Annotated in this window: 14 protein-coding genes; 9 read left to right on the plus strand and 5 right to left on the minus strand. The window is 65.6% G+C overall.

Translation table 11 applies throughout. The features are described 5' to 3' along the window. Positions 1-9 precede the first annotated feature (9 nt). From N0D28_RS04515 to N0D28_RS04535, 5 genes are all read right to left on the minus strand, one after another. Positions 10-3,447, minus strand: a complete 3,438-nt coding sequence (locus N0D28_RS04515) for an efflux RND transporter permease subunit (RefSeq protein ID WP_260561187.1) — start codon at positions 3,445-3,447, stop codon at positions 10-12. Between the two features lie 14 nt (positions 3,448-3,461). Next, complete coding sequence (locus N0D28_RS04520; protein ID WP_260561188.1) at positions 3,462-5,147, minus strand: efflux RND transporter periplasmic adaptor subunit; 1,686 nt, start codon at positions 5,145-5,147, stop codon at positions 3,462-3,464. A gap of 202 nt (positions 5,148-5,349) precedes the next feature. Further along, complete coding sequence (locus tag N0D28_RS04525; protein WP_260561189.1) at positions 5,350-6,027, minus strand: lysophospholipid acyltransferase family protein; 678 nt, start codon at positions 6,025-6,027, stop codon at positions 5,350-5,352. After that, on the minus strand, positions 6,011-7,528 hold the full coding sequence (locus N0D28_RS04530) for a carotenoid biosynthesis protein (protein ID WP_260561190.1): 1,518 nt from the start codon (positions 7,526-7,528) through the stop codon (positions 6,011-6,013). Before N0D28_RS04530 ends, N0D28_RS04525 begins: the two co-directional genes overlap by 17 nt. Further along, positions 7,525-9,090 carry a phytoene desaturase family protein gene (locus N0D28_RS04535; RefSeq protein ID WP_260561191.1) on the minus strand — a complete coding sequence of 522 codons (1,566 nt, stop codon included), beginning with the start codon at positions 9,088-9,090 and terminating at the stop codon, positions 7,525-7,527. Before N0D28_RS04535 ends, N0D28_RS04530 begins: the two co-directional genes overlap by 4 nt. A 268-nt stretch (positions 9,091-9,358) precedes the next feature. Here N0D28_RS04535 and N0D28_RS04540 point away from each other — a divergent pair, with 268 nt between their 5' ends. The 9 genes from N0D28_RS04540 to N0D28_RS04580 all read left to right on the plus strand — a co-directional run bounded on the left by N0D28_RS04540 (position 9,359) and on the right by N0D28_RS04580 (position 16,735). Beyond that, positions 9,359-9,502, plus strand: coding sequence for a hypothetical protein (locus N0D28_RS04540; protein WP_260561192.1), 144 nt, complete (start codon positions 9,359-9,361; stop codon positions 9,500-9,502). Between the two features lie 21 nt (positions 9,503-9,523). After that, on the plus strand, positions 9,524-9,844 hold the full coding sequence (locus tag N0D28_RS04545; protein WP_260561193.1) for a hypothetical protein: 321 nt from the start codon (positions 9,524-9,526) through the stop codon (positions 9,842-9,844). Positions 9,845-9,936: 92 nt separating this feature from the next. Next, positions 9,937-10,122 (plus strand): hypothetical protein, encoded by a 186-nt coding sequence (locus tag N0D28_RS04550; protein ID WP_260561194.1) that lies wholly within the window; start codon positions 9,937-9,939, stop codon positions 10,120-10,122. A gap of 16 nt (positions 10,123-10,138) precedes the next feature. After that, the gene (locus N0D28_RS04555; protein WP_260561195.1) at positions 10,139-11,008 is read left to right on the plus strand and encodes a metalloenzyme domain protein; all 870 of its coding nucleotides are present in this window, start codon (positions 10,139-10,141) and stop codon (positions 11,006-11,008) included. A 215-nt stretch (positions 11,009-11,223) separates the two neighbouring features. Next, positions 11,224-11,652 carry a hypothetical protein gene (locus tag N0D28_RS04560; RefSeq protein ID WP_260561196.1) on the plus strand — a complete coding sequence of 143 codons (429 nt, stop codon included), beginning with the start codon at positions 11,224-11,226 and terminating at the stop codon, positions 11,650-11,652. Between the two features lie 68 nt (positions 11,653-11,720). Continuing rightward, a complete protein-coding gene (locus N0D28_RS04565) occupies positions 11,721-13,556 on the plus strand; it encodes an ABC transporter ATP-binding protein (RefSeq protein ID WP_260561197.1) in 1,836 nt (611 codons plus the stop codon). Continuing rightward, entirely contained in the window at positions 13,553-15,394 is a 1,842-nt protein-coding gene (locus tag N0D28_RS04570; protein ID WP_260561198.1) for an ABC transporter ATP-binding protein, read from the plus strand. The genes N0D28_RS04565 and N0D28_RS04570 overlap by 4 nt, the downstream gene beginning before the upstream one ends. Before the next feature lie 256 nt (positions 15,395-15,650). Then, on the plus strand, positions 15,651-16,058 hold the full coding sequence (locus N0D28_RS04575; protein WP_260561199.1) for a hypothetical protein: 408 nt from the start codon (positions 15,651-15,653) through the stop codon (positions 16,056-16,058). 17 nt (positions 16,059-16,075) lie between these two features. Continuing rightward, the gene (locus N0D28_RS04580) at positions 16,076-16,735 is read left to right on the plus strand and encodes a response regulator transcription factor (RefSeq protein WP_260561200.1); all 660 of its coding nucleotides are present in this window, start codon (positions 16,076-16,078) and stop codon (positions 16,733-16,735) included. The last annotated feature ends 68 nt before the right edge of the window (positions 16,736-16,803 follow it).

The raw sequence follows: 16,803 nt of genomic DNA on the forward strand, positions 1-16,803 counted from the left end.
CTGCGGCGCTCAGCTTCCCGGTGCGTAGCCGCCATCGGTGCGCGGCGGGCGGGCTTCGGCGGGCCGGGTTTCGCGGCTGAGCTGCGCCCGGCGTGCCCAGTCCTTCTCGGCCCGTTTGCGCTCAAACAGGTAGAAGGCGGCGGGCACCACGAAGAAGGTCATGATGGCCGAGACGCTGACCCCGCCCAGCACCACCAGCGAAATGCTCTTGCCGTACTCCGAGCCGCTGCCGTTATTGAGTAAGAGCGGCAAGCTGACGACCATCACCGTGATGGTCGTCATCACGATGGGTCGGAAACGCAGGCGGCTGGCTTCGATCAAGGCGTCGCGTAAGGGGAGTTCCTGCATCTGTTCCACCACGAATTCTAGGTAGATGATGGCGTTCTTGGCCGACAGGCCGATCAGGAGCAGGAAGCCCAGCACCCCGAAGATGTCGAGGCTGCTGCCGCTCAGGAAGATCAGCCACAGCGCCCCGGCCACCGCGAACGGCACCGGCAGTAGCAGATAGAACGGGTAGCGGAATGAATTGAACTGCGATCCCATCACCAGGTAGACCAGCAGCAGCGATAAGCCGAACGCCTGCAGGCCCAGGCTGCCGAGCTGGTTGCCCAGCGCCGCGCCGCCGTTGCGGTCCGCCGCGCCCACCGACACCAGGTTGTCCAGGATGCCCGCTTTGGTCAGATCATCTTGCAGCTTGGCGGTGAGCTGGTTGGTGCTCAGGGCGCTGTCCGGCGCGGGCTGGTAACTCAGCGCCAGGCTGTAGATCCGGTTGTCACGCTGGATCTGGTTGGGCGCTACGCCCTGCACCACGCTGCCGAGCTGTCCCACCGAGAGGTTGCTCTTGAGCGCAGACGAGTAGACCGGCAGCGAGAGCAGGCTCTGCTCGTCGGTCAGGCGGGCCGGGTTGATCTCCACCTTGATCGGATAGGTGATGCCGCTCACCTCGATGCTGCCCGCGTTGTCGCCTGAGGCGTAGTCGCTGAGGGTGCTGGCCACCGAGCTGGCGGTGAGGCCGGTGCCGGTCAGCAGGTTCTGGTTCGGCACGAAGCGGTTTTCCAGTGAGGTGTTGTCGGCGCTGCTGCTCACGCTCAGCACGTTGGGGTCGGCCTCCAGTGTGCTGACCGCCAGCGCGGCGCGGTTGGTCAGGGTGTCGAGGTTGGACGACACCAGCGTCAGGGTCTGCTGGCTGCCCTGGCCCCGGAAGCCGCCCCGGCTGAAGATACGGGCGCGGACATCCGGCTGGTCGGTATATAAGCTTTGCAGCCCACGCTGGTACTCGGCGGTCAGCACGTTGACGCTGGGACGCTGCTCGATGGGCTTCAGGGTGATGTTGACGCTGGCCCCGTTGCTCGACGCCGAGGACTGCACCGTCTGAACGTCCTTCTGACTCAGGAAATAGGTTTCCATACGGCCCAGCAGTTGGTTGGCCGTGGCCAGCGAGAGGTCACTCGGGAGCCGCAGGTTGGCGTTGAGGGTGCCGGAATCGGTGGCGGGCGTGAAGGTGAAGTTGAGCTTCGGCACGGCGACGACGAGGGTGGCGGCCAGAAAGGCCAGCGAGAACAGCAGCACCAGTGGGCTGAAGTGCAGCGCCTCGTCGAGCGTCCGGACGTAGGCGTTGCGGATCACACCCAGCAGGCCATTCGTCCAGCCGCTGAGGGTGGTGGTCAGGGCTTCCAGCACGGCCAGCACCACGCCCCACAGGTAGGCTGCCAGGCCCAGCACGATGGGCAGCAAAATCACGCCTGCCAGGTAGAGCGGCTTGTGGGTCGTGGTCCAGATGGCCGCCAGCGCCACGATGACCAGTCCCCAGAACCAGTAGGTCCGCACCGAGCGCAGACCCCAGGTGAAGGCCCCCGGCAATTTCAGGAAGCTGCGCCCGGCGTCGCGCCAATTCAGCGGCTCGGCGTCAGGGGTGTAGGCCATCCGGACCGTCAGGAACAGCAGGGCTTCGAGCCACGACAAGAAGACCGCTGCTGCCAGCCCCAGCGCGAACTGCTGGAGGTACGAGCCGATGATGCCGCCCAGAAAGCTGACCGGAATCAGCACCGCCAGCAGCGAGAGCGAGGCCGCTGTCACGGCGCTGAAGACTTCCGACGCGCCCTTGAGGACGGCCTGAACACGGTCGTAGCCCAGCGCCCGGTAGCGCTCCACGTTCTCGGCCACCACGATGGAATCGTCGACCACGATGCCGATGGCCACGATCAGTGCCAGCAGCGACACCTGATTGAAGGTAAAGCCCATCAGCTTATACAGGATCGGCGCAGCGGCCAGCGAGATCGGAATGGCCGCGATGACCGTGAAGGCCGTGTTGAGCCGCCCCAGAAACAGCATGGTGACGATGGCGACCACCAGTGCGGTGAGGTAAAGCTCGTGCTGCGTGGAGGCGATGGCCGTGCGGATCGGGGTGGTGGTGTCGTTGCTGAAGGTGATCTTGTACCCAGTGGGCAGTTTGGTGCCGGTCAGCAGCGCCTTGGCGTTGTCCACCACGCTCACGGCGTTGCTTCCGGCAGTCTGCTGAATGGAGACCAGCACCACCGGCAGGCCGTTGACGCGGGTATAGCTGTCGGTGGTGGCACTGTTTCTGACATCGGCCACGTCTGAAACCTGAATACCGCGTGCGGCGTCCACCTTGACGCCTGCCACGTCGGCCACGCTGGTCAGCAGACTGTTGGTGGTGTAGGTCAGCGAGGTATTGTTCTGGGTGATGGTGCCAATCGACGAATTGACGCTGCTGGACGTGATGGCGCTGCTGACCTGCGAGGGGGTCAGGCCGTAGCTGGCCAGCTTATCGGGGTTGAGCAGCACCTGAATCTGGCGGGTCGAACCGCCCGACAAAGTGACGTTGGCGACCCCGTCCACCAGTTGCAAAGCAGGCAGCAGCACGTTGTTGGTGTAGTCGTAGACGTTGTCCAGGCTGTCTTTGCCGCCGGAAACCCCGAACTCCAGAATGGCTCCGGCGTTGGGGTTAAAGGTTCGCACACTGGGCGGATCGACGCCGCTGGGCAGCCGCCGCGTGGCCCCCGCTACCAGTGAGGCCACCTGGTTGGCCGAGGCGTTCTGATCGGTGCCATCGGCAAACTGAATGGTGACGCGGCTGCTGCCGGTGCTGCTGGTGCTCGACACGCTGGTGGCCCCGATGACCTGCGCCACCGCGCTTTCGATGACCTGGGTGACCTGCTTGTCCACGGCGACGGGGCTGGCCCCAGCATAGTTGGTGCTGACGTTGACCACTGGAATATTGATGGTGGGCAGCAGATCGACGCCCAGCGATCTGAGTGACACGAAGCCGAACACCACAATGCCCACGAAGATGCCGATGGAAAAGACGTAACGTGACACCGAGAAATTGACGATGGGATTGATGCGTCCGAAAAATTCTCTCTGGCGCTGGCGGGTGCTGCTGGGAGCAGCGTTGACGGGGTCAGGACTGCTTGGCGGCTTCTTCATCTCGTCCCCCCCGCTCATCGCGCACCCGGAGGGCCGCCGAAGCCGCCGCCCTGGCCCCTGCCAGCGCCGCCCGAGCCGGTGCTCACGCTCGCACCGTCAATGAGTCCGGCGGGCGGCTGACCAATCACCTGTGCTCCGGCCTTCAGCCCGCTGACCACCGCCGTGTCGCCGGTCTGGCCGATCACCGTCACGTCCTGCATCTTGGCTTTGCCGCCAGCCACGACATACACCGAAGTATTGGCATTGTCAATTTGCAGCGCGGTGGTGGGCACCAGCGTGCCCGTGCCCACCGTGGACTGATACTGCACTGTCCCCACCGAGCCGAGCGGCGGCAGCTTCTCGCCAATGAAGCGGGCGGTAAGCTGCACACTGCCGCCGGTGGGCGCACCGGGATTTTGCGAAATCTTGATGGGATAGCTGGTCTGGGCGACGCTGAAGCTGAGCGGGCGGCCCACCGTCAGGGCGGCGGCCTCGCTGGGCGGCGCGTTGAACGTCAGGGTGCGGGCCGAACTGACCAGGCTGAAGGCCGGGCTGCCCGCGTTGAGGTACTCGCCGTCCGTGACTGAGAGCGCCGTGACCTGGCCGTCGAAGGGGGCAACCACCTTGACATTGGCCGCTGCGGTCTGGGCCTGCTGGAGATTGAGTCTGGCCGTGTCCACGCTGATCTGCAAGTTTCTGAGGCCGCTGCTGCTGGCGGTGGTGTTGGCGCTGAGGTTGGCCTGCGCGGTGACCAGATTGCCCTGGGCCTGCTGCACGGCCAGGGCCTGGGTGTCCAACGCGCTTTTGGCGAGTGCCCCCACGTCGTAAATGGCTTTGGAAGCGGTATAGGTCTGCTGGGCGTTTTGCAGGGCGAGCTGGGCCGATTTGACGGCCTGCTCGAGCTGGGTGCGGTTGGACGTGAGGGTGGTGGACTGGTTGGCGAGCTGGGCCTGTGCGCTTTGTAGGGCGTTCTGGGCGCTCTGCACACTGGCGTTCAGATCGGAGTTGCTCAGCAGCACCACGGTCTGCCCGGCCTTGACACTCTGCCCGACCTGGGCGCTGAGGGTCGTGACGGTGCCGCTGCTGCGCGTGGACACGCTGGTGGTCTGGGCGGGGGCGACGGTGCCGGTGGTGCTGCGGCTGGTGGTCAGCGTTCCGGCTTTGACCGCCGTTGCCGTGACCGGAATGGTGACGCCGCCCCCGCTGCGGCCAGCGCGTCCCGAGCCAAAGCCGCCTTGCCCAAACTGGCCTCGCCCGGCTCCAGTCTGGCCCTGCGCCGTGCCTGGACCAAACTGACCTGCCTGTCCGGTTTGAGTTTGTCCGGGCTGGGCCTGGCCGCCTGTGCTGCCTGCCCCTGCGCCCGCCCTGCGCCGCCCGCTGCCTTGACCGTCTGCGGCGTTGGCCGCGCCGCCTGCGCTTTGTCCTGAAGAAGACGGCCCAGCTTGTGATGGGTTGGTCTGGGGTTGGCCCTGAGCGCCAGCGGCCTGACCGCCCTGTCCCTGGCGCTGACCCCCCGCACCTGCCTGACTGAATTGCCCCTGACCGAACCCGCCGGTCTGGGTACTGGCGGCAGGCTGGCCCAGGCGGTAGCCGCCGTAGGCTGCCAGGCACAGCAGTGGAATGGTGATGGCCCAGGCGGGCAGGCGGCGGCGAGGGGGCGGTGAAATTGGTGGCTCGCTGCGGGGCGAATCTCCCGGTACAGACGCGTCAGAACTCGGCATGCTTTACACAATCACCTTTTTGCGAAGATTTGGCGAAGGTACGGTGCAAAGTGGAGCCGGGCCAACAGCTGGGCAGAGTTTACCGCTGCTTGCGTCATTTTACTGAGGACGCCAGCCCAGGAAAATAAGAAAAGGCGGGCCGCTTAAACGGCCCAATTGACGCGTAAAATGAAGGTTAATTGCTTGAAATCGCCGCCCGGTGTTAAATCTCACGGGTCAGCTGCGCCAACCAGCGTGCCGCCAGATCCGGCTGCCCGTCGCGCCCACTCGGTCCGCCCACGAAGCGCAGATAGCCTGCCAGCGGCTGTTCAGGGTCGCTGCCCAACAGTTCGGCGTCCAGCAACTCAAGCTCAGCTTGGAGTGCTTCCGGCAAGTCTGGCCCCGAGACTGCCTGCCCAAACCTCATATAGGCTTCGGGCCTGGGCTGGCCGCGTAGCACCACCCGCAGGGCCACCGGAATCAGCGCCGCACCGGACGCTCCGGCAAGCCACGCCGCGCCCGCTTGCACCCGCCGCACCTTGCCGGGCGTTTCTATGCGGCCCTCCGGAAAGACAACCACCCAGCTTCCGGCCTGGAGCAACCTCAGCGCGGGGCGCAGTTCATGAGCGCCGATGGCCCCGATCAGCCGCAAAAAAGGAAAGGTGGTGAGTTGCCGCTCGCTCATCAGCACGCCGAAGGGCTGTCCTAGTTGCCAGGCCACCTCGCGCAGGGCGTACCCGTCCCACCACGACTGATGCGAGGGGGCCAGCACCGCCGCGCCTGCGGGCAGCCCGCCACGCACCCACACGCCGCGCAGGCCGTTTCTGATCTGGCGGCGAATGGTGGTTCTGAGTGTCCACTCAAAAAAGTCGGACTTGTCGAAATTAAACTTGCCGGTCACGTCGCCCCACCGGAGGCCGCATCACCAGGCCGCTTCTGAGTGCTGCCCAGACCGCCGTGCCCATCGCCAGGGCGGTGAAGAGGGCGGCCAGCGGCAGGCCGAGCAACAGCAGGCCGAACGGCAGGAAAGCGGCCTCAATCAGGTAGGCGAGGCGAAAATCAGCGGGGAGAGGCGCTTGATCTTGCTTAATGTTCTGGTAGAGTTCCGGCGCGATCCGTCCGAAGGCCCACACCAGCCCCACGCCCACCGCCCACCAGCCCACGAAGTTCTGAATCGGTGCTCCGGCCCATAGCGCTCGGGCGTCGCTCCAGGTCCAGAAGCCCTGGGCCGTCATCAGCGGCTCCAGCCCGATGTCCCAGGCCACCAGCAGCAGCCCCGCCAGCCAGGCGCGGCCACGGGTGAGCAGCGCCGCCGAGAGGGTCATGGCAAACCAGCCGAGTGGCACCAGCAGCGGCACGGTCAGCAGGGTCAGGCCGGGTGCGCCAGCGTAGCTGTAGCGGCCAAACGGAAACCCCGTGCGGGTGCCCAGCACTTCCACGCCCAGCCCCACGCCGAAGGCCAGCGCCGCCAGCAGCAGCGATTTCGCGCCGACCCGTTGCCAGGCCCAGCTCAGGCCCGCCAGAAAGAGAGCGGCGGTGCTGAGTGTGCCGAGCAGCGGAAAGCCGCCCGGCCACAGCGGCACCGGAATTTTGAGCAGCGCGTAGAGCAGCAAGAAGCCCTGCCAGGGCTGAAAGAACCGCCGCAGGACATTCACCCGCTCCAGCGCCACAGGATGCAGAAAGGCCAGCAGGCCGGTCACGATCAGCAGATTGGTGATGAGGAAGAAGGTCATTTCCTCAATCGGCAGCACCCCGCCCAGATTCCAGCCCAGGGTGTAGCGCGGCGAGATGCCCCAGATGCCCGCGTGGATGGCGTAGAGGTCGGTGGCCCACAGGTACAGTGTGGGCGGGATGGTCGCCAGCCAGAACAGGCGCGGCCTGCCCATCACCAGATCGCCGCCGAAGGCCGACAGCCCGGCCAGCACCGGGGCGGCCCAGGCCAGAATCAGACCCAGATAGAAGGTGCTCTCAAAGCGCAGCATCACGACGCCTGCAAAGGCCACACCCAGCCACAGCCCGGCTGCGGCCCAGCGGGTCAGCCAGGGACGCGGCGAGACACGCGGGGGGCCGGTGCGCCGCAGCAGCGCGTAGAGCAGCAGCCCGGTGATCAGCGTTTGCAGCAAAAAGAAAGCGTATTCCTCGTAAGGCACGTACAGCAGACGGCCCAGGACCCGTTCCGGCGGGTAATTCCAGACTTCCTTGTAGACCAGATAATTGTCCCAGGGCGTCGTATAGATCAGCGGAATCAGTGGAAACAGCAGGAAAGTCGTCCAGGCCCATCTGTTTTCGGGTCGGAACTCGCCTGCCACCGCTTGCCCCCGGCGCGTTTGCCACCAGGTCAGGGCGATCAGCACCAGCAGCAGCGGCAGGATGAAGACGAGGTGGTACTGAAGGTAGGTCATGGCAGGCCCAGCCCCCAGACCTTGCGCCGCGTCATGTCGTGGATCAGCACCCGAGCGGCGTTTCTGCCCGACGCGCCCATGATGCCGCCGCCGGGGTGGGTACTCGCGCCGGTCAGGTAGAGGCCCTTGACGCCCGGCCACTTGTACTGGCTGGCCTGCATCCAGGGCCGGAACGAGAACATCTGATCAAAGCTCATTTCCAGGTGCATCACGTTGCCCCGGTGCAGGCCCAGGTTGCTTTCCAGCCATTGCGGCGTCTGGACCAGTTCGCCCACAATCATGTCGCGGGTGCCGGGGGCGTAGTGCTCGAAGGCCGTCAGGATGTTGTCTCTGGCTTCTGCCACCCGGCTTTCCCAGTTGCCCGACGCCAATTCATACGGGTAATACTGCGCCCACAGCCACAGCACGTCGCAGCCGGGCGGGGCCAGGGCATCGTCCACCGCGCTGAAACTCATGGCGATAATCGGCGGGTCAGTGGTCGGTTCTCCGGCCAGATACTCGCCGTAAGCCTTCATCAACTGGCGCTCGTTCTTGATCAGCAGGCCCAGCGCCACCCGCGAGTCCGGCTCGGTGTGGTTGCGGTATTTAACTTTGCCGCTCAGGGCCAGCCGTAGGATCATCCCGAAGCCGTTGCCGACACGCACCCGCTTGGCCGCCTCCGGCACATACTCGTCCGGCAGGGCGGCGGCGGTGGTCAGAATGTGGCTGCCCGCCACCACCGAGCGGCCCGTGAAGCGGCTGCCGTCTTCCAGCTCGATGCCCGTGGCCTTGCCGTTCTCCACCAGAATTTGCTTGACCGGTGCATGGACGAACACGTCGCCGCCGTTTTCCTCAATCGCCAGCTTGAGCGCTTTGGTCAGGCCGCCGCTGCCGCCCTTGGGCCTCGCCACGCCGCCCCGGTGGTAGAGCGGGTGCCACAGCAAAAAGGGAGCGCTGAGCGGATCAGATGGTGGTGGGCCACTCTGGGCGGCCATCCAGGTGAGCGGCGCACGCACCCGCTCCTCGCTGAAGGTCTCGCGGGCCACGTCGCCGTAGGGACGCAGGATGGTGGCGAGCTGCTTGCTCATGTCGCGGCCCTTGCCGCTGTTGACCAGCATCTTGCCGAGTTCCAGCGGCCCCGGCGCGGAGTTGAACAGATCGGCCACCGCGTCGGCAAACGGCGTCCAGTCGCTCAGAAATTTGCGGTAGGCGTCACCCTGGCCGGGAAACTTCTCGTTGAGCTCAAAGATGGTGCGCTCGGCGTCGCGGTACATGAACCAGGGCGTCTCACCGTCCGACGCCTGGAACATCGGATCGACTTCCAGGTAGTGCAGGCCGTAGCGGTTCAGTTCGAGTTCTTGCACCACCTTGGTCATCCGGATCAGGATGTGGGCGCTGCCGCCGTAGTCGAAGCGGTAGCCGGGCACCAACTCTTCAGTGCTGACCGCCCCGCCGACGATGTGCCGCCGCTCGAAGACGCCCACCTTGAGGCCCGCCTGCGCCGCGTAGGCCGCCGTCACCAGGGCGTTGTGGCCTGCGCCCATTACCAGCACGTCGTAGTCTGCTCGCCTGAGTCCAGTCATGATTACAGCCTATGCTGGCGGGGCCGGGACTGGGTGACCGTCACAAGGCTTGCCGTTGGCGGCGCTGGGGCCAGACGACCCACTGGGCCGACCTGGTGGGCCTGAGGCGATAGGTTTTAGTCCGCATGTTCAAGCATCCTTTCCAACGGCAGTACAACAGTGCGGTGGACCTCTCCCGGCGTAACCTTGAACTGGGCGCGCTGCTGCAGGAGTGCGGGTTGTTGCCGGATGAGGTGCTGGCCGGTCTGGGAGATCAGCCAGGGTTGGGATGCTCCTGCAGCTCGAAATCCACGACGACGTGGAACCTGCGCCTCTGGGCCGCGCCAAGATGAAAGTCTTCGGGCGTGCCCTGACCGGGATGCGAATGGGCCAGATGGCGCAGGCCACCAAGCTGATCGAGCCGCTGGTGTAGGAGTATCCAGAATTCAAGAGTGTGGCCTTTAACCTGGCGGTGCCCGAGAAGTACAGCGGCGACCCGGCCCTGGAAGAGCAGGCCCAGCAGCATCTGGCCTTTCCGAAAGGGTTGCGGCGTATTCACCAGCAGGAATACGGCACGTTTCTGTCGGTGCAGGGCCGCCTGGCGCTCGTTGAGGGCAAGCCGCAGGGAGCTGGGAAGCTGCTGAAACTGGTCGGGCAGGTGTCTGGGCAGGAGAGAGCCGCACGCCATCGGCCTACTAGTTGCTTGAGCAGGCTGTCTTTCAGCCGGCAGATTCGCCGGACGTCGCAGCGTCGTTCTACAGGCGGCCCCTGCTGAAGCGTCGGCGCTGAAGCCCGCTGCTGGAGTTGGGTCTTACCGCTGGGGCCTTGTCAGAAACCCGCCAGAGGCTCCGCATTACCCTTCAAAGCATGTTCGGACGCCGCGTTCCCGTAAAGTATGTACTGCTTTTCAGCGTGCTGCTGGCGCTGGTCTGCGCTGCGATTGCCGTTTATTTTGCCCAGGGCCACAACTGGATCGCCGCCGCAATTCTGGGCGTGCTGGCCGTCTGGTTTGCCGTGGATGCCGTGCGGGCCTGGAGCTGGAAAAAGAAGTAAGCCCTAGACTGCGGCCATGAGCGCTGTCATCTGGCTGGCCCTCGACGGCGTGGGCCACCCCGCAGACGCGCCGCCGGATTCGGTGTGGGAACAGGATTTACCCGCCCTGCGCCCGTTGATCGACGCTGGGCTGGCGCTCGACGCCGCGCTGGGCGTACCGGGCCTGCCGCAATCCGGCACCGGCCAGAGCTGCTGGCTGACCGGTCTCGACGCGGTGCAGTTGATGGGCAAAGGCGGCGCGGGCCAACAGGCGGGCGAACACTTCGGCCCGCATCCTGGTCCCACCCTGCAAGCGCTGCTGCGCGAGGCTTCGCTGCCGGTGCGCCTGACCCGTGCGGGCGGGGCCGCAGCACTGCTCAACTTCTATCCACCCGGCTACTTTGCTGCGCAAGCCCGGCGACCCCGCTACGGCTGCTTTCCCTTCAGTTTTCTGGCTGCCGGGTTGCCGCTCAACCCGCCGGGCCTGCCGAGTGTGTCGCCGCTGCTGGGACTTCATCATGACTTTCCCTGGGCCGCTGCCCAGAGTCTGGACGATTTGCGCCGAACGGGGGAGAGCCTGGCCCGCACCGCTGAAAACGCCGACCTGCTGGTGATCGACTTGTGGCTGAGCGATCTGCTGGGCCATCAGGGCAGGCCCGCCGCGCCGCCGGAACTGTTGACGGCGGGGAAGCGTTACCTGCGGCATCTGGACGCGCTACTGTCGGGCATGCTCGGCGCAGGTGGGCGGGTGGTCGTCGGCAGCGATCACGGCAACTTCGAGAACCTGAATATCAAGGCGCACACCACGGCGCGGGTGCCGTTTGCCGGAAGTGGCGTGGCGCTGGGCCAGCCCGGCAACATCGTGGAGGCGGGCGCGGTGATGGCGGGCTGGTTCGGTCTGACCTGAAATCCGCAGAGCCGTGAAAAGGGTCGCTGAAAGAAGGCTGAAAGAGTCGGGCGGTTAGACTCGGTCGACCGAAATGCAAGAGGTGAACAGGCCCAGGCTGGCTGGATCTGCCCGGAACATCTCAAGCGCGGCAGGCGCATCCTGCTGATCCCGGGTTTGAGGCGGCGACCTGCCACCTGCCGAAACGGGCGTTCTTCGCGGGAGAGGAAGTGTCCATGACCGATAGCCCAATCCCCCACCTCAAGGCCAGCCTGCATCTGCGGGGGCTGCTGTGCGCTGGACTGCTCGCGGCGCTGCTTTGCCCGGCCCAGGCCCAGAGCGTACCTGCCGGAGCCAAGAGCTGGCAGGCCATTCAGCAGGAAGACGCCAGCAAACATGTCAAGTTCAGCGTCGTATTCGAGAAGATCGATCCCCAGGGTTACCTGATCCTGAAATACGGCTCGGTCTCGCTCAAGACGCGCCTGGCGGGCATCAAGATCAGCGGCAACTCCGCCGGGGTGCTGGGCCTGTATCTGCCTGCTGGCGCGCTTCTGCAAGCCGAGGTCGTCGAGAAGGGGACGGTGCAGGGCGTGATCCTCTGGAAGAACAAGCAGAACCTCAACGAGCAACTGATGATTGACGGCGTGGCCGAGGGTATCCGCTGATTCCACCCGGTTGTGACCCCCGCCATCTGGCGGATGCGTCCTTTACGCCCCCGGCGTAGTCTGAGGGAATGTCTGCGCCCGCTGCTCCGCCCTCCTCCGCCCCGGCCCTCAGGGTGCTGGGCACCTACCTGTTGCCGATGTGGCCGCGCGTGCTGCTGCTGGTGGGACTGCTGATCGGGAGTACCCTGCTGACCCTGACCTTGCCGCTGCTGATCGCCCGCTTCGTGGACACCTCCACCGCCGCGCTCACCGCTGGGGGAGCGGGTCTGGCCGCGCTGGGCAGCCTCACCCGGCTCTCGCTGATGTATATCGGCGTCGCGCTGATCGTGCAGGTGTTCTCGGCGGGCGCGACGTATCTGGGCGCAGTGGTCGGCTGGAGCGCCACCAACCGCCTCAGAACCGACCTGACTGCCCATCTGCTCGGCCTCGATATGCAGTACCACAAGGAGCGCACCCCCGGCGAGATGATCGAGCGCATCGACGGCGACGTGACCGCGCTGAGCAACTTCTTCTCGCAGTTTGCGGTGCGGGTCTTCGGCGCAGCACTCCTGCTCACCGGCAGCGTGGTGATGTTCTTTCGCGAGAATACCTGGCTGGGCCTGGGCGTGCTGGTCTTCGTCATCGTCACTTTGCTGGGTATGAACCGGGTGCGCCGCCGGGGCATCGAACCCACCCGCCATGAGCGTGAGGGCAGCGCCAAGCTGTTCGGTTTCATCGAGGAGAGATTGTCGGGCCTCGACGACGTGAGAGCGCTGGGCGGCGGCGCGTACACCCTGCGAAAATTCCTGATGGTGCAGGGCGGCTTCTTCCGGCGACTGATGACGGCGGGGGTCGAGCGCACGGCGGTCTGGCAGTTCAGCATGCTGATGTTCACCTTCGGTTACGTGGGTGTTATCGGCGCGGCAGTGGGCCTGTACGCCGCCGGAACCATCACGGTGGGCACTGCCCTGCTGCTCTATCAGTACATGAGCATGGTCGAGGAACCGATTGATCAGCTCACCCAGCAGCTTCAGGACGTGCAGAAGGCCGGGGCCAGCCTGCTGCGGGTCGGTGAGATTCTGAGTCTGACCTCCCAGTTGCCCTCCGGAGCGCAGTCTCTTCCAGCGGGAGCACTCTCCCTGGACTTTGGCGACGTGTCGTTCGCCTATGAGGGAGAGGACGACCCCAGCGCCCGCGTGCTGAGTCACCTGAGTTTTCAGCTCGCGGCAGGCCGTACCCTGGGTCTGCTGGGGCGCACCGGCAGCGGCAAATCTACCCTGACCCGGCTGGTTTCGCGCCTCTACGACCCGACTTCCGGCACGGTGCGGCTGGGCGGCGTGTCCACCCTGGAGGCTGATCTGACCTCGCTCAGAGGCCGGGTGGCCGTCGTGACCCAGGACGTGCAGCTCTTTCAGGCGTCGGTGCGCGACAATTTGACCTTCTTCGACCCGAACATCAGTGATGAGCGGGTGGGCGCGGCGCTGGCCGAGGTGGGCTTGCTGGACTGGGCCGAGAGCTTGTTGGACGGGCTGAACACCAGCCTGCCCGCCGGGAGCCTGTCGGCGGGCGAGGCGCAACTGCTGGCCTTTGCCCGCGTGATGCTGCGTGATCCGGGGCTGATCATCCTCGACGAGCCGAGCAGCCGTCTGGACCCTGCCACCGAGGCCCGCCTCACCGCTGCCATGAACCGGCTGCTGTCGGGCCGCAGCGCCGTCGTCATCGCCCACCGCTTAGACACGGTGGCCCGCGCCGACGACATTCTGGTGCTGGGGGCGGGCCGGGTGCTGGAGTACGGTGCGCGCGAGGCCCTGGCCGCCGATGCAGGCAGTCACTACGCCCGGTTGCTGCGGGCCGGGCAGCTCGGCGCGGAGGGTGAGGGCGAAATCGACGCGCTGGAAGACGACATCCGTGAGGTGCTGGCATGACCGCTGCGCCCCGGACTTCAACAAAGCAGGTTCCCTCAGAGGTGCCCACCTTCCCGCTGATGCGCCGCCTGTTTGCCTATCGGCCCCGGCTCTTTCTTTTCAACGTGCTGGCCTGGAGCAGCTTCCATGCGCTGCCCGCCGCATTCAGTTATTTTGTCTCGCGCATCTTCGCGCACCTGGGCGAAGTGCAGACGGCAGGGGCGGTAGGGGCGGCAGGCGGTGTCCGGCAGGCGGCAATCATGGCGGCTTGGATCGCGGTAGCGGGCTTTGCCGTGACCCGCTTCGCCCGCTTTGGGGTCTTCTACTTCGCGGTGCGGGCCTGGTTCCGATTGTGGTTCACCTTGGACGCCCTCCTGAGGCGTAACCTGCTGGGCTACCTGTTGCTGGCGCGCGGCTCGCGCAGGCTGCCCGATACCCCCGCCGAGGCGGTCAGCCGCTTCCGCGACGACGTGGACGATGTGGCGGCCTACACCGAGGTCTGGGTAGACGCCGGGGGCTTTGTGATTTACAGCGTCGTCGCCATCACGCTGATGTGGCGGGTCGACCCCACCATCACCCTGGTCGTCTGCGCGCCGCTCTTGCTGGTGGTGGTGTTCGTGCAGCGCTTGTCCCCGCAGATTCGCAGCTACCGCCGCCGGATGCGCCAGGCCACCGCCCGCGTCACCGATTTCCTGGGCGAGACGTTCGGGGCCGTCAGCGCCGTCAAGCTCTCGGCCCATGAGCCGCAGATGGTCGCTCACCTGGCCCGGCTGGGCGAGACCCGCAAGGCGGCGGCCCTCCGCGACGTGCTGCTGACCGAGCTGATCAAGGGCGTCAACACCAACATGATCAATCTGGCGGTGGGTGCGGTGCTGCTGCTGGGTGCAAACCTGATTCTGCGCGGGCGCATGAACGTCGGTGATTTCGTGTTGTTCTTCGCACTGATGCCGCGCCTGACCGGCAGCATGGGCTACTTCGGCGACATGATCGCCCGCCACCGCCGTACCGGGGTCAGCTTCGAGAGGATGCAGCGCCTGTTGCAGGACGCCCCCCTGCCGGAGATCGTCGCCCACCACGGGCTGTATCTGGAGGGTCAGGCCCCCGAATTGCCCCAGCGGGTCGGGGCGGCACCGTTCGGCATCCTGGAAGTGCGCCGCCTCAGCGCCGTGCATGACAGCGGGCGTGGGCTGATCGAGGCCTCGTTCACCCTGCGGCGCGGCGAGTTTGTGGTCGTCACCGGGCGCATCGGCAGCGGCAAGAGCACGCTGCTGCGCGCCCTACTGGGTCTGATCCCGAGGAGCGGAGGTGAAGTCATCTGGAACGGTGGGCAGGTGGACGACCCGGCCTCGTTCTTCGTGCCGCCCCGCAGCGCCTACACCGCCCAGTTGCCGCAACTCTTCAGTGACACCCTGGAAGAGAACGTGCTGATGGGCCAGAGCGGTGGGGACGGAGCGATGGCGCGTGCACTGAGGCTGGCCGTGATGCAGCAGGACCTCAACGAACTGACGCAGGGCCTCGCCACCCAGGTCGGGGCGCGCGGCGTCAAGCTCTCGGGCGGGCAGGTGCAGCGTGCAGCGGTGGCCCGGATGCTGGCCCAGAAAGCTGATCTGCTGGTCTTCGATGATGTGTCGAGCGCCCTGGACGCCGAAACCGAGCGTCAGTTGTGGCTGGGCCTGTCCACCGAACTGCCCGAGGCGACCTGCCTGGTGGTGTCGCACCGCCGGGCCGCCCTGCTGCGCGCCGACCGGATCATTGTGCTGGACGAAGGGCGTGTCGTTGATCAGGGCAAGTTGGGCGAATTGCTCGCCCGCAGCCCGCAGATGCGCGCCCTGTGGGACGGCGAGGAAGTGGCGGGATAAACCGAATGTCGGAGACGCCTGAAGGCGACAGGCTCAGCTCGGCATTGCGGTAAAAACCCGCCATCAACACAGTGCAGGGAAGCGCGGGCCGTCGATGAAGCGGCTCGCGCTCTGTCTTGTGCCCTTCCGGCTTGCGCCCGCTGTCATGGCGGCGTCAGGTTCGTTCGCTAGAGTCGGTAAAGGCCTCCGGCGCGATGTTCAGGCCCGCGCCTCACTTCCCTCAGCCGTCAGGTGAACTTCCGGTACAGTAATGATGATGAAACGTTTTGTTCTGCCCACCCTCCTTGTGATGTTGCTGCTCCAGACCAGTGCTGGCGCGCTGCAAGTCATTGTCTGGGACCGTGATCTTCAGACCAAGCTGGGCTACGGCGAACTCAGCGGCAGCAAACTCAATTTGCAGCTCGTGACCGACTACACCGGCCCGGTGGTGGTGCTGTTCGCCCGTGACAGCAGTGAGAAGTCGGCCTATAGCGGTCTGGCTCCGCGCTACGACGGCGTGCTCAAGAACGGCCAGCTCAATCTCGACATGCCCGACAGCCCCGACAACGTTACGCTCAGCAAGTTTCTGGGCAGTTTCAAGCTGAGCCTGTCGGTGCAGGCGGCCGGGCAGAATGTCACCCTGCCCGGCCTGAAGATCGCGCCTGAAAAAGACAACAAGAAGTAACCCGAGGAGGAATGCCGATGCTCTCACAGATTCTGATTGTCGAGGACGATCCCCACCTGGGGCCGCTGCTGCGCGATTACCTGAGTGCCGATTACCAGGTGTTTCACGCTGCCACTCTGGCCGAGGCCCAGAACTGGCTGGGGACCCACAGCGCCCAGCTCATCTTGCTCGACCTCAATTTGCCTGACGGAAACGGCCTGGACCTGGTGCAGAGCCTGCGGCAGTACAGCTCGACGCCGGTGCTGGTTCTGTCGGCACGGAGTCACGTGCAGGAGCGGGTGGCGGGCCTCAATGCCGGGGCCGACGACTACCTCACCAAGCCGTTTGCCATGCCGGAGCTCGACGCCCGCATCACTGCCCTGCTGAGGCGCACCGCCTCGGGCGGCAGCGTCAATCTGGGCAACACCAGTCTGTCCACCAGCAGTCTGACGCTGACGGCCGACGAGCAGCACGTCAACCTCACCGAGCATGAGTCGCGCATTCTGGAACTGATGATGCGCACCCCTGAACGGGTCTTCTCGCGGGCCGACATCGAGTCTCACCTCTACGGCTGGGAAACGCCCAACTCCAACAGCGTGGAGGTGCGGATTTCCCAGCTTCGAAAGAAACTCGAATCGGTGGGCAGTACCCTCCGGGTCCGCACCATCCGCAACGTGGGCTACGTCCTTCAGGCGTAAAGCAGGCGTCGGGCCAATCGCTTCCGGTGCATTGTGACGCCCGTCTCATCTGGGGGCTTTACACTTTG

Origin of the sequence: Deinococcus rubellus, from assembly GCF_025244745.1 — a bacterium.
GTDB lineage: Bacteria > Deinococcota > Deinococci > Deinococcales > Deinococcaceae > Deinococcus > Deinococcus rubellus.